This is a genomic window from Pseudoalteromonas sp. 19-MNA-CIBAN-0066 (assembly GCF_040308705.1).
In the GTDB taxonomy this organism is placed as follows: domain Bacteria; phylum Pseudomonadota; class Gammaproteobacteria; order Enterobacterales; family Alteromonadaceae; genus Pseudoalteromonas; species Pseudoalteromonas nigrifaciens.
In genome coordinates this window covers 16,015-29,868 of sequence record NZ_JBEONZ010000020.1, presented here as the reverse complement: position 1 = coordinate 29,868, position 13,854 = coordinate 16,015, and the positions used below count along the sequence as shown (strand labels likewise).

The window sequence follows — 13,854 nt, the reverse complement described above, 5'->3', positions numbered from 1 at the left end:
AATATGATGCGATTTTTACTAGTTTTTGTACTACTAACCTGTGCTATGCCAAGTTGGGCCTCAATTACTGATTACGTAGTTAAACAATGGAATATTAAAGATGGACTCCCCTCGCAATCACTCAAAAGTGTTGTGCAAGACCAGCAAGGTTATATGTGGCTGGGAACTCAATTTGGTTTAAGTCGTTTTGACGGCAATACTTTTACCAACTACAACACGCAAAATAGTCTTTTTTTACCAAGTAATGGTATTAATAAATTACTAATAGATGGCCAAGGCTTTTTGTGGATCGGCACCAAAAATGGGTTAGTGGTTATTGACCCTGCAACACTTAGTGCACAAGAGTTTAATATTAAAGGCCCGGTTAGAGATATTTTAGAGGACTCTAAAGGCGGTATTTGGATAGCCGCTAATGGCCTGTATTATGTTGATCGTAGTTTGGTTGATTTACGCGATCAAACTAATGAGCCATCACCCATAGTTAATCCCACTGTTATTACTCAAATAGTTGGCTCTGTGAGCAAAATGGCGCTCGCACCTGAAGGTATTTGGTTAGTAAACGACAGACATTTACTGCGCCTGACAAAAAGCGCTGCCGACTTTTCTAAATTACGCTTAGAGCTTACTGCCAAAGTGTCATTACCCGACAGCTTAGCGCAAACCATAGTGCACGATCTCTCTTTTTTAAATGGTAATTTATATTTAGCCTCTGAGTTGGGTGCTTATTTTTTAGATTTAGATGACGAACTACGTTCTTTCCCACTGCCTAATGTGAATAACTCTGCAGTTTATAAATTTATGAGCGACACCAATGGTGGCTTATGGGTATCTACTTATGGGCGTTTATTATTTCGTGGCAAGTCAGGTGATTGGCAATGGGTTGAGCCAAGTCAGTTAGATCAAAGTATTTGGTTTGCTGACATGTTTCGCGATGATCAAAATAATGTTTGGCTAGCCAGTTTTAGTGAAGGTTTATGGCTTGCTCACGAAGGCCGTATTGAACGTCACTCGGCAATTTCTAAAATGACTGAAACGGTAATGGCGATTAGTAAATCACCCGATGACAAACTGTGGATTGCTAACAAAAGCGGTGTTGGTTACTTTGATACCAATAAAAACTTTATTAATATAATAAACAGTAGCAAGTATGGGCATGCCTCGGTGCATGATTTACAGTTTGATGGCGATCGGCTTTATATTGCTACTGGGCGTGGGTTATTCTTTTATGAAGACGACACTCTTTACAGCTTTCCTGGGCGCGTATTAAACGACAACCCGGTATTTGCGATTAGCTCAGCTACCCGAGGCGGATTTTGGATTGGTACCGGCCGAGGATTGTATAGACTCAATTATAGTGGTTTAAGACCCTTTGCTTATAATGCATTTTTAGGCAGTAAGTTTATTACTTTTGTATTAGATGCCCCAAATTTTGGCATTATTGGTACTAGTAAAGGTGCGTATTACTTTACAGACCGAGGAATAGAAAAAATAGGTGACCAAACTACCTTAGAAAGTGCTTATGTAACCAGTATTTTGCATATAGATGGAGTTGGGATATTAGTTGGTTCGTTAAACGATGGCTTGTTCTATCGTAGTGGACAAGGACAATGGCAGCAGTTAGATGCGGCAAATGGCTTACCTTATGGTTCTATTTTTAGCTTAAAGTACGATGAAAAATTAAAAAGAATATGGGTAAGCACCATGAAAGGTGTTTATCGGATGCCGGTAGATCAATTTAAAACGCAGATCCAAAGCTTAAAAGTTGAAGAAGTTATTTCCTCGTTCGACCGCCAACTCGATGGTAAAGCCAGCCAATGTTGTAATGGCTTAGGGCATGACGCGGTTGTTGATATGAACAATTCTATTTGGTATCCCAGTTTACAAGGTGTAGTTGAAATACCTAAAAGCGTTGAGTTGTTTGGTTTACGTGGTTTAAAACCTAAAATAGAAACATTAACTACACCATTACGTAGTTTAACCACTGCTGCATTAGGTAATAAACCGCGATTAAAAATAGACGAGCGCGATGTTACTTTAAAATACACAGCCATAGATTATTACGCGCCAAATAGTATTGAGTTTAGGTATAAATTAAATGGTTTAGATACTGACTGGCGATACGCGAATACTCGCCGCGAAGCTATTTATACCAACCTTCCAGCCGGTTCTTTTTTGTTTCAGTTAGAAACAAAACGCCAAGGCGAGGATTGGAACATAGCCCAATCTGTTGATTACGCTTTTGTAGTACCTGAGCGTTTTGACGAAACAATTTACTTTAGATTACTGATCACCAGTGGTTTTGTTTTATTGTTTTATTTAGTGTTTTGGGTATTTAGAGCGCAAGAGCGCCGTAAACAAGAAGTGTTAGAAGGGTTGATCACTGATCGTACCTTAGAGCTTCGCCAAGCAAACGATAAGCTTAATAAAGTTAACTCACAGCTTAAGCTAGTGAGCCATTCAGATGAGCTTACAGGGTTACGTAGTCGCCGCTTTTTGTTCGACCAACTACCTAAAGATATTGAACATTTTCAGCGTAACTCACAATCACTGCAAGCGCAGGGCAAGTCGCTAGTATTATTAATTATAAACTTAGACAACTTTAGCCGTATTAACGATGCGTATGGGCCAATTGCCGGAGATAGTTGTTTGCAGCAAATGGCGGTATTACTTAATTCGCGTACTCAGGGCTCAGATTATGTGGCACGTTGGAGCGGCGATGAGTTTTTACTTTTATTACGTGACTTTAAATGTAACTTAATTGACAGCTATGTGTCGGATCTTTGCCAAGGAATTTCCGAACATGCATTTCAATTGCCAAACGGTAAAAGCACTCATATTTCAGCCTCAATTGGTTGGTCGTTTTATCCGCTACCATTATTAGGTGGCCAAGTTATTAGCTGGGAAACCTCGATTAATTTAGCTGATATTGCACTGCATCAAGTTAAAAAACGCGGTGGCGATGGGGTCGCTAATATTACCTTTGATGAGCAGTTAGATGCGTTTGAGTTTGAGCAAAACCCTAATGTTGAACAGCAAATAGGCTTGCTACAAGCCAATGGTTTAGCTGATATTAAAGTATGGATGCGATAAGTAACTAATATTTAGATATTAAAAAAGGAGCCTAGGCTCCTTTTTTAATATGCTTTAAATGAGTAGGAGGTTAATTAATAAACGCTTTTATAGCAGTTAATATTCCTTGCTCGCCTAAGCCCATTTCGTCGTGCATTTCGTCTTGTGTACCGTGCTTAATAAATTCATCAGGGATACCTAAGTTAAGAATGCTAACCTGTGCTTTTTGCGTTGCTAAATACTCATTAACCGCAGAGCCAGCACCGCCAGAAATTGCATTGTCTTCAAGCGTTACTATTACATTGTGGCTGTTTATTAACTCATCGAGTAACGCAGTATCAAGCGGTTTAATAAAGCGCATATTAACTAAAGTCGCATTGAGTTCATCAGCTGCTAGTTGCGCGTTTTCAAGTAATGTACCAAATGACAATATAGCCACTTTAGCACCTTGCTTAACAACATCGGCTTTACCAATTTCAAGTAATTGCATATTAGTTGCAATTTCTGCCGTACCAGCACTACCACGCGGATAACGCACAGCAACAGGGCAATTTGCTTGATAACCAGTATATAACATGTGGCGACACTCATTTGTATCGCTTGGCGCCATAATGACCATATTTGGAATGCAGCGCATAAAGCTTAAATCGTACGCACCTTGATGTGTTTCGCCGTCTGCGCCAACAATACCAGCACGGTCAATAGCGAATAACACAGGTAAGTTTTGCAGCGCTACATCGTGAATTAGCTGATCGTACGCACGTTGTAAAAAGCTTGAGTAAATTGCGACAACGGGTTTTAAGCCTTCACAAGCAAAACCAGCGGCTAGGGTTACAGCGTGCTGCTCGGCAATCGCAACATCAAAATACTGATCAGGATGCTCTTTTGAAAAACGCACCATGCCAGAGCCTTCGCGCATAGCCGGTGTTATCGCCATAAGCTTGCTGTCTTGCTTTGCTATGTCGCATAACCAGTCGCCAAATACATTAGAAAATGTAGCCGCACCGGGTTTTGATTTAGGTAAACTTGATGTATTAGGATCAAACTTAGGTACGCCGTGATAGCCAATAGGGTCGGCTTCAGCGGGTTTATACCCTTTGCCTTTTTGGGTTTTTATATGCAGTAATTGCGGGCCTTTTAAGTTACGCATATTACGCAGCGTATCTACTAACATGTTTACATCATGGCCATCAATTGGGCCAATATAATTTAGGCCTAATTCTTCAAAGAAGGTACCAGGGATCATCATCCCTTTAATATGCTCTTCCATTTTACTGGCAAGTTGCTTAACTGGTGGCACACCCGAGAGTAGTTTTTTACTACCTTCGCGAATGTTAGTATAAAAGCTACCCGATAAAATACGGGCAAAGTGATTTGTTAACGCGCCAACGTTTTCAGAAATCGACATTTCGTTGTCATTTAAAATGATCAACATATCTGATTTTACATCACCTAAGTGGTTCATGGCTTCAAAAGCCATGCCTGCTGTAATAGCACCATCGCCTATAACGGCAACCGTTTTGCGTCCTTTACCTTCTTTTTGCGCAGCAATAGACATGCCCAGCGCAGCTGAAATAGAGGTACTAGAATGGCCCACACTAAACGTATCGTATTGGCTTTCTTCGCGAAATGGGAAAGGGTGCAAGCCATCTTTTTTACGAATGGTGTGCATTAAATCGCGACGCCCGGTGAGTATTTTGTGTGGGTAAGCTTGGTGGCCTACATCCCATACAAGGCGATCATCTGGGGTGTTATACACATAATGTAGTGCCACAGTGAGCTCTACGGTACCTAAACCAGACGCTAAATGCCCGCTACTTTGCGATACCGAGTTGAGTAAGTAGTCACGCAACTCATGGCTAAATGCAGGAAGCTTATCTTGTGCTAAGTCTCGCAAGTGGGCTGGTTCGTTAACCAAATTAAGTAATGGATACTTGCTGCTATCAAGTGTCATGGTTTTATATATGTCCTTCGCTAACATCAACTAACTGTGCAAACGCGTTGTTTGAGTTATTTGATGTTCAGTAATAATTTTAGTGCTAAGTTGCAATACGTTTAAGCCGTGTTTAGTGGTCACGTTCAATTAAATAGTTAGCTAGTGACGCTAAAGCACTGGTATCGGCGTCTATATTTGCTAACGCTGCATGGGCTTGTTGTATTAAGTTTTGCGCTTTTTCTTTAGCGCCTAGCATACCTAATAAAGCGGGATATGTCGCTTTATTCGCAGCGATATCTGACCCTTGAGGCTTACCTAAAGTAACGGTATCGCCTTCTACGTCTAAAATATCGTCATGTACTTGAAATGCAAGCCCTATGGCATAGCCAAAAGTGGCTAAATTTTCTAACGTGTTTTGACTAACATTGTTCGAGCACAAAGCCCCCAGTGTAATTGCACAGCTTATTAGCGCACCGGTTTTTAACTTATGAATACGCTCAAGTTCAGCCACGGTTATTACTTTATCAGTAGCTGCAATATCAAGCCCTTGGCCTGCCACCATACCTTGTAACCCAGAGGCATGTGCCAGTTCAGCAATCATTTTAACTTGAGCTTGAGCACTACAGTTAAAATTATGCTTGGCGATTAACTCAAATGCTAAAGCTTGCAGTGCATCACCGGCTAAAATTGCGTGTGCTTCGCCGTACACGATATGACAGGTTGGGCGTCCGCGACGTAATTCATCATCATCCATAGCTGGTAAGTCATCGTGAACTAACGAGTAGCTATGAATACATTCTATAGCTGCAGCAAGTACGTCTAAATCTTGTTTATCTGCGCCGAGCATTTTACCCGTTGCGTAAACCAAAAAAGGACGCAATCTTTTGCCGCCATTCATTAAACTATAATGGGTGGCGGCTTTTATGGTCTCGTCAGTATTAAGCGATTGGTCAAAATAAAGGTTAAGAGTATTGGCTACATCAGTTTGAGCATGTGTAATAAGTTCTTTAATAGTCACGGCTATTCCATATCATTATCAAAGTCGGTTAATACAGACTTCTCATCTTTGCCCATTAAAATAGCCACCTTTTGCTCAGCTTGTTGCAACTTACTAGACGATGCGCCTGCTAAAGCAATGCCACGCTCAAACTGTTTTAATGACTGCTCAAGCGATAAATCACCTTGTTCCATTTCACTAACGATTGTTGTTAATTCTTCTAGTGCTTGCTCGAAACTTAAGTTTTCAGGTTTTTTAGTCGCCATCTTTATTTCAACTTACATAATAAATTTAGAAGTCAATTTTAGGGGGAATGCTAAACTAGGTCAAAGGATGAAATGGTTTTTTCGTTAATAAACGTTTTATGTTTTAAAAAATTGATAATTAGATAGATAACACAAGTTGATCTAGAATAGTGCTTAATCCAGCTTTTTATGTTTATCTATAAAAAATGGCTTAAGCAATTCAGTATCTTGCCGATAAACAATTAATAACAAACGTTTGCATATAAAAGCAAAAACCTTTGGAGGGAATGTGGATTTAGCAACCATTATTGGGATCCTTGGCGCAATTGGCTTAATTGTCATGTCCATGTTTATGAGTAGTAGCGGTGAAATGGCTATGTTTTACAACACGCCCTCTGTTGTAATCGTATTTGGCGGTTCATTATTTATCGTTTTATCAAACTTTACTATGTCACAGTTTTTTGGCATAGGTAAGGTGGTTACCAAAGCGTTTATGTTTAAGCTTGAGTCGCCAGAAGAGTTAATCGAAAAAGCAGTTGAACTTGCAGATTCAGCACGTAAAGGCGGGTTTTTAGCACTTGAAGAGGCAGAAATACCGAATCCATTTATGCGCAAAGGCGTTGACATGCTAGTAGATGGCCACGACGCAGACGTAGTGCGGGCCACACTGCAAAAAGATATTTCATTAACTACAGCACGGCATGAGTCGGGTGCTACTTTATTTAAATCTTTGGGTGATATAGCCCCAGCAATGGGAATGATAGGCACCTTAATAGGCTTAGTTGCGATGTTATCTAATATGGATGATCCTAAAGCAATTGGTCCGGCTATGGCGGTGGCATTGTTAACCACATTATACGGCGCATTTTTAGCTAACGTAGTCGCTATTCCTATTCAAACAAAATTGGAGCTGCGTAAAGACGAAGAGGCAATGAATCAACGTTTAATTTTAGATGCGGTTTTAGGTATTCAAGATGGTCAAAATCCAAAAGTAATAGAAGGTATTTTGAAAAACTATCTAGCTGAATCAAAACGTAAAGTAAACACTGAGGATTAACTATGTCTGATCAAGAGTGCAAGTGCCCACCCCCAGGTTTACCTGCGTGGATGGGGACATTCGCAGATTTAATGTCGCTATTAATGTGCTTTTTTGTGCTCTTGCTTGCGTTTTCTGAAATGGATGTACTTAAATTTAAACAAATTGCCGGTTCGATGAAATTTGCATTTGGTGTACAAAATAAAATAGAAGTTAAAGATATTCCCAAAGGCACATCAGTTATTGCTATGGAGTTTACTCCGGGCAAGCCAGAGCCTACCCCAATTGAAACAATTCAACAGCAAACGGTAGAAATGACCCAGCAAATGTTAGAGTTTCAGGCAGGTGATGAAAGCTCAGCAGGCGGAAGGCAAGAGCAGCGGGGCGATAAACGTGGTGGCGAGTCGCGTAGTACTTCCAAAGAGCAAGCATCGGAGCAAGCAATTTCAGCGGCCGATCAACAGCAAACAAACGACTTAGTTAAAAAAATCGCTCAGCAATTAGAAAAACAAATAATTGATGGTGCCATAGAGCTTGAATCATTAGGGCAGCAAATAATTATTCGTATTCGTGAAAATGGCTCTTTCCCTTCGGGTAGTGCATTTTTACAACCTAAGTTTAAACCCATTATTCAAGAAATTGGCGTGCTATTAAAAGATGTGCCTGGAGAAATTACCGTGTCTGGGCATACTGACGATTTTCAGGTTTCAAACGAGTTATATATTAATAACTGGGATCTTTCATCTAAGCGTGCAGTTGCAGTAGCCAGTGAGCTGCAAAAAGTAGTTGGATTTGATAAAAATAGAATGATGGTAGTAGGGCGTGCTGAAACCCGGCCGTTAGTGCCAAATGACAGCAATGAAGATCGCCGTCGTAATCGTCGCGTTGAAATATCTATTTTACAAGGAAAGGCCAAAGAGTCTGATCCTATCGATGTAAGGTAGCAGTCATTTTATTAAAAACACACTTGGTTTAAGCAAACTAAGTGTAATTGATTTCAGGTGACTTTTAGTCAAAATTGACTAAAAGTCACCACCTCAGCCAAATACCTCAGAACTCTTAAATAGTTCGATTTAATAAAAACATCCCACACTGTAAATTGATATGCTAAACTACTGTGTATATAAACAGTAAAAGAGCTTGCTTATGAAACTCTATATTGCCGAAAAGCCGTCTTTAGGGCGCGCCATTGCCGACGCGTTACCAAAACCGCACAAAAAGCACGATGGCTACATTGAAGTTGCAAATGGTGATTGCGTATCTTGGTGTATTGGTCATTTGCTCGAGCAAGCCGAGCCCGATGACTATGATGAGCGCTTTAAAAAGTGGCAGTTTGAGCACCTACCTATCATTCCTGAGCAGTGGCAATTAAAAGCAAAAACTAAAACTCGCAAGCAACTTACTGTGTTAAAAAAGCTAATCAAACAGGCTACAGCACTAGTGCATGCAGGTGATCCCGATAGAGCACTGTTACGATATTTTGATGAAAACTCATTGTTACAATAAATATCGTTAAAAGTGTGGAATAGGATCTGACTTATGAACTACATTTTATGGACAGTACCAAGTTTAATTATTGACCAAAAATTATCTAAGTCAGTTAATTCAGACACGGGTGAAATCAGCTTTAACTTTAATGGATTAGGCCACCATGTTCAGAATGTTGTATTGTTATATCAAGATAATGGTTTACCAGTTAGTGTTGTAAATAATTGGCTTATTTATCTAAAGACCTCTCTATATCGAAAAAGTGTAAACACTCAAGCTCAGGCATTACTACATTACTTTATCTTCCTAGATGAAATAGGGCTTGAGTGGGACGAGATGCCCATTACTTCAAGAAATAAACCTACGTATAAGTTCAGTAAACATCTTAAAGATGCAGTGAAGAATGGAACTATTGCTAGAACAACAGCCAATAATTACTTAGGCTCAATTGTCAGTTTCTATAAGTTTTATTTAAACAAAGGTTACGAATTTACAAATAAGCCATTTAATTATAAAACGATTAAAGTGAACGTTAATGGTGGGCATGAGTTTAGTAGAGGTAAGTTTGTCTTTGTCGACTCGACAGATATTAGGCTTAACCTACCTAAGGATAAAAGTAATTTTGGTATGCCAAGAGAGCTTGTTCCTTTGAGTGAGCATGAATGGACTTTGGTCGATGAAATATGTCGTCAGGGAAAGGTAAATTCAAATACTTCAAAAGGAGCTGCTTTAGTAAACCTATCAGAGGAATTTAAGCTTGCCGTAGCTTTAGCAAGACATACAGGATTACGTAGAGAAGAGATTGTTACTTTTAGATCAAAGTTTATTTATAAGCCAACAGCTGAGCAACTTCGTCATAAATATTTAATCCATACAAATGGCGTGCACATATCACCGCAAGAGGGAGTGAACACTAAAGGCTCTGGCAGCAGAACAATTGAGATACCTTCATCGTTAATGCATCAATTACATCAATACATTAATTCAAAGCGTTACATAAAACGTAGAAAACTCTTCGAAGTAAATAACCCCGATGAATTAAACAATCCACCTTTGTTTATTTCACAGAATGGACATCATTACGCCTCTAGGACATTTAATGCTCGATGGTGCGAAGTTCGAAATACAGCAAAACTGCAATATCCTAGTTTTAACCATAAGTTTCATAATTTGCGTTCAACTTATGCCGTAACGCGTTTAAAAGAGCTATTAAATCAAGGGGTAAAAGAAGGTGATGCTCTTGATTACATTCAATCTGTAATGGGACACAAGTCAAGAAGTACACTTCTGCATTATTTAAAGTTTTGTCACCAAACATTGGAGGCTAATGAAGTTTATGAGCAAGCCCTTGATCTGGTTTTAAAGGTCGAGGGATAGGGCTATGGCTTTTATCGGAAATGAAAAGCGCAGAGTTACTAATGCTGAAATAACGAATCGTCCAGCGGTATTTACTTTACCAATAGACAAGTTGGTGATTAGTGCTGGCAATAGGAATTGTTTTTTTAAACGTCTAGCTTATAAAAATTGCCCAAAAATAAAGATTGGTACAAGTGGTCAAGAGTTTAAACTTTCACCTAACACTGAGTTAATTGATATGCGACGATGGGAGTTAATTCGACATTGTTATAATGCGATATTACTAATGGACAGAAGGGATCGCACTAAGGTCAGTTATTTTAATTCTTTAGTCATTTTTTTTCAATTTTGCGATAAAAATGAGCTCGAAGTTGGTTTCAACCATACAACTATTATTCCGTTTATTAATAACTTAAAAAAACGTTGTCTAGAAAATATTAGAGGTACGACGATAAATAGTACTTTAGGCGCATTTAAAATGTTTTTAAATGAAATTGAGCCAGTTTTAACTCATGAGCTAAGAGATAATTTTTTATTTATAAAAGACAGTCATGAAAGTACCAAGCCATATACTGATTTAGAATTAAAACAAATTGTTAAATTACTTTACGTGATATTTAATAAGTATAGAACTCATTTACTTAATGGCTCTAACCCTACAGTTCATCCTTTACTGTGTGATGATTTAGGAAATGATTTCTTAGGTAACCCGTTTAACGGAAAGCATATTTTCTCAGTCGTTAGGCCTAGCTATACTTGGAAAAATGAGCTTGTGAAAGCAGCTCTTTATTTGACATCTTTTTACACGGGATTAAATGAAAGCCAACTGTTAGCAATTAAGTTTTCTGATATTTCAAGTGAGCATTTTGAACGAACATCTGATGGTGTTTATAAGCTATCGACAACAAAGCACAGGCAGCGTGGTAGAAAAAACATTACTACAGTAGGCTTTAGTAAAAGAGCCAAAGAATTTTTTGATACGTGGTTGTCTTTAAGTAAATTAATAACAAATAATACTTCTGATTACGTTTTTTCAGTTTACTCGAAGAAAAAATATACTGGAATGTTAGAAAATCAGTTTGCTACTTTAATTAATAAAAAGCTTAAATATTTTGAATTACCGGTACTGCGTACAAACCGATTTAGAAAAACTAAAGCTACTTTAATAATAAGAGCAACCGAAAGTATGTTCTCAGTTGCTGAAGGCTTAAATAATAGCCCAGATACTGTGTCAAAACATTATTCTAATGGTGTGCCTGAGTTAATGGAGTTCTCGATTGCAGGAGCACTTGATGTTAGGCAGCGGACACTTCAAGGAGAGACATTAAATGATGCGGTTATTAAAAGTGCTTATCACTTTAAAGATCCAGTGAGAGAGCAATTTTACTTAAAAAATAAATTAGATATCCCAAACGCTTTATCCAATGGACTCCGCTGTAAGGATTCTTTCGGTGAAAAAGCTAAGCAGCTAAAAAAATCACTCGTTAAAGCGGGTTTAGCTAAGAAAAAAAATAAAGTCGCGTGCCATAAGTTTTTAGAATGTTTTGGTTGCCCATATCATGCCGTTATTGCTGAAGTCGATGATATCTGGCTTATGCTTTCATTTCGAGATGTAATCCTTGAGGTCGCCTGTCAGCCATCAATCAACTCAATACCCACTACTACATTAGCCAAGGTTACTAATACCGTAGAGTCAATTTTAGAGCGGTTGAAGCGAGAGTTTCCACACGTATATAAAAGTGCTGAGGTGAAATATTCTGAGCTTCCGCATCCTCTTTGGGCTGATAAAACGGATTTTAATGTCTTGATGGAGTTAAATTAATAATGAATGAGTTAACTAAGCCTCTAAACACTATTAATGCTGAGCATCAAAACGTAATTAATTCTGATAATACCGTTATCTCTTACTCTTCAGATGGAAAACCACTAAGCCATTACAAAGATGATATTTGGTTAATTATTAATGAAGACGTTAAGTTGAATTTTGGAAATCTTAGTGATGGATTTAAATCAGTTTGTAAAAGTTTGATTTTTAAATTGTTAAATGGTGATGAGCTCATAAATAAAAAAAGTATAGGTATGAAGTATATACAAGGCTTTTCAATTTTTGATAAATGTATCATTGAATGTGGTGGTACTGACTTTACTTTTATTAATTCAGATAGAGGGTTCCGAGAGTTTATAAAAGTAGCCCAAAGTCGTAATTTAAAATACAAAACATGGAAAAACTACTTAATAATTCTCAGTGTATTAAAAAAAGAAAAAATTATCACCAGAGTAATTGATAATGCTGATGAATTAGCTGTTTTACTCTCAAATAGTCAGCGGATTTCACATCAAACAATAGCTTTACCAGAAAATATAGCATCTAATTATTTTAAAGTTGCATTAGATATTGTTGCTAAGTATCACCCAAGTAGAAAGGTTATTAGTGATACATATGAAAGCTTTATTCAGGATTATAATAAAAATATTGAACAAGGGTATGGTGTTCCTACAGCTAGGGGGTACGCCCAAAAAAATTATCAAGAACAAACTAAAGCAATAGATTTCAAGCTAGATCTCACTGGGCAGTGGTTAAGCCTCATTCGAGCGGCGTGTTATATAGTTATAGCTGGTTTTACTGGCTGTAGAGATGGCGAAATAAAGTCTTTAACCAAAGAGTCTTACCAAGAAAAAAAATATGCGGGTATGACTATCCCTATTATCAATGGGGTTCATACCAAAGTTAATATCGCAGGGGTAGAAAGAGAAACAAGTTGGGTCACTATTCCTGCTGTTAAGCTGGCAATTGAGCTTATATGGGATATTTATGAGTTCTCAAGAAAAAATTGGAAAGATCGTGCTCTGCTTTGTTCTCACATAGATGAGCAAAATAAAATGATTCAAGAAGCCGACTCCCTTTTTTTATCATATTCGCCTACAGCAAAATATCCTGCAGCAGGCAGGCAAGCAATCGATAAGTCTTTAAAAAACTTTGTTAAGGCTACCAGTTATAAAGCAACCCCCCATGATGTTGAGGAGTTTAATTTATTAAACCCTTCGAGAAAGGGGAGTTTAGTTGTTGGTGAAATACTAATTCCAAACCCACACTGCTTTAGAAGAACTTTTGCTGTATTCCTTGTTCGTAATAAACTGGCATCACTTTTAGACTTAAAATACCAATTTAAACACATCAATATAGCTATGACTTCTTGGTATTCTAACCAAGCCAATGTCGCAGGCTATTTCGATATGATGCTAGATAAAGAATTACTTTTAGACATAGCACAAGAAAATCATGAGTTTATGACCGACACTTTTTACCATATCTATAATGAAGCAGAGTCTTTATCTGGTGCTGAAGGTAAACGAATAGAAAATTTACGTGGTGATGACAGAAGTACCATTTATTTGAGTCGTGATGAAATATCAAGGCAAGTTCGAGATGGTCAAATGTCCATAATAGAAACACCTGTTGGCCATTGTACAAATCCCCGATGTGATCGTATTTGTGATGCGCCTGTCTGTAAGTATGCGGTTGTCACTAAAGCTAAGGCATTAGAACTTATCCCCAAAAGGCAATTATTGATCACCAAATTTGAATCATTAATCCAGTTTGGGTTGAAAATGCCTAACATTTTGTCGAAGCTCTATTATGAGATTAAATCGATAGAACAATGTTTTAAAGATCATAATATTACCTTTGATGTATTCAAACATGACATTAACCAAACACTTTTATAAG

At 38.0% G+C, this 13,854-nt stretch carries 9 protein-coding genes and 1 pseudogene; 7 read left to right on the top strand and 3 right to left on the bottom strand.

Annotated features, from left to right (window positions below; translation table 11 throughout):
- The first annotated feature begins 3 nt into the window (after positions 1–3).
- Complete coding sequence (locus AAEZ18_RS12170; RefSeq protein ID WP_350551583.1) at positions 4–3,090, top strand: diguanylate cyclase domain-containing protein; 3,087 nt, start codon at positions 4–6, stop codon at positions 3,088–3,090.
- A 70-nt stretch (positions 3,091–3,160) separates the two neighbouring features.
- On the opposite strand, the gene dxs is transcribed toward AAEZ18_RS12170, so the two are convergent.
- From dxs to AAEZ18_RS12155, 3 genes are all read right to left on the bottom strand, one after another.
- Positions 3,161–5,023: a 1-deoxy-D-xylulose-5-phosphate synthase gene (dxs, locus tag AAEZ18_RS12165; RefSeq protein ID WP_179807526.1), complete on the bottom strand. Its 1,863-nt coding sequence runs from the start codon at positions 5,021–5,023 to the stop codon at positions 3,161–3,163.
- Between the two features lie 112 nt (positions 5,024–5,135).
- Entirely contained in the window at positions 5,136–6,023 is an 888-nt protein-coding gene (gene ispA / locus AAEZ18_RS12160; RefSeq protein WP_011329015.1) for a (2E,6E)-farnesyl diphosphate synthase, read from the bottom strand.
- 2 nt (positions 6,024–6,025) lie between these two features.
- Positions 6,026–6,268, bottom strand: a complete 243-nt coding sequence (locus AAEZ18_RS12155; RefSeq protein WP_011329014.1) for an exodeoxyribonuclease VII small subunit — start codon at positions 6,266–6,268, stop codon at positions 6,026–6,028.
- A gap of 268 nt (positions 6,269–6,536) precedes the next feature.
- On the opposite strand from AAEZ18_RS12155, the gene pomA reads away from it, so the two are divergent.
- The 6 genes and pseudogenes from pomA to AAEZ18_RS12125 all read left to right on the top strand — a co-directional run bounded on the left by pomA (position 6,537) and on the right by AAEZ18_RS12125 (position 13,853).
- On the top strand, positions 6,537–7,304 hold the full coding sequence (pomA, locus tag AAEZ18_RS12150; protein ID WP_041454537.1) for a flagellar motor protein PomA: 768 nt from the start codon (positions 6,537–6,539) through the stop codon (positions 7,302–7,304).
- Between the two features lie 2 nt (positions 7,305–7,306).
- Positions 7,307–8,227: a flagellar motor protein MotB gene (locus tag AAEZ18_RS12145; protein ID WP_011329012.1), complete on the top strand. Its 921-nt coding sequence runs from the start codon at positions 7,307–7,309 to the stop codon at positions 8,225–8,227.
- A 202-nt stretch (positions 8,228–8,429) separates the two neighbouring features.
- A pseudogene (locus AAEZ18_RS12140) lies at positions 8,430–8,747 on the top strand (toprim domain-containing protein); the annotation flags it as partial.
- Positions 8,748–8,822: 75 nt separating this feature from the next.
- On the top strand, positions 8,823–10,148 hold the full coding sequence (locus AAEZ18_RS12135; RefSeq protein ID WP_350594825.1) for a tyrosine-type recombinase/integrase: 1,326 nt from the start codon (positions 8,823–8,825) through the stop codon (positions 10,146–10,148).
- Positions 10,149–10,152: 4 nt separating this feature from the next.
- The gene (locus AAEZ18_RS12130) at positions 10,153–11,949 is read left to right on the top strand and encodes a site-specific integrase (protein WP_350594828.1); all 1,797 of its coding nucleotides are present in this window, start codon (positions 10,153–10,155) and stop codon (positions 11,947–11,949) included.
- 2 nt (positions 11,950–11,951) lie between these two features.
- The gene (locus AAEZ18_RS12125) at positions 11,952–13,853 is read left to right on the top strand and encodes a site-specific integrase (RefSeq protein WP_350594829.1); all 1,902 of its coding nucleotides are present in this window, start codon (positions 11,952–11,954) and stop codon (positions 13,851–13,853) included.
- Position 13,854 lies beyond the last annotated feature (1 nt).

What these genes read in the sequence shown, in the direction of transcription:
- AAEZ18_RS12130 (WP_350594828.1), top strand. Translation starts at nt 10,153, where the DNA reads ATGGCTTTTATCGGAAATGAAAAGCGCAGAGTTACTAATGCTGAAATA.
- AAEZ18_RS12135 (WP_350594825.1), top strand. Translation starts at nt 8,823, where the DNA reads ATGAACTACATTTTATGGACAGTACCAAGTTTAATTATTGACCAAAAA.
- AAEZ18_RS12170 (WP_350551583.1), top strand. Translation starts at nt 4, where the DNA reads ATGATGCGATTTTTACTAGTTTTTGTACTACTAACCTGTGCTATGCCA.
- AAEZ18_RS12155 (WP_011329014.1), bottom strand. Translation starts at nt 6,268, where the DNA reads ATGGCGACTAAAAAACCTGAAAACTTAAGTTTCGAGCAAGCACTAGAA.
- AAEZ18_RS12145 (WP_011329012.1), top strand. Translation starts at nt 7,307, where the DNA reads ATGTCTGATCAAGAGTGCAAGTGCCCACCCCCAGGTTTACCTGCGTGG.
- AAEZ18_RS12125 (WP_350594829.1), top strand. Translation starts at nt 11,952, where the DNA reads ATGAATGAGTTAACTAAGCCTCTAAACACTATTAATGCTGAGCATCAA.
- dxs (WP_179807526.1), bottom strand. Translation starts at nt 5,023, where the DNA reads ATGACACTTGATAGCAGCAAGTATCCATTACTTAATTTGGTTAACGAA.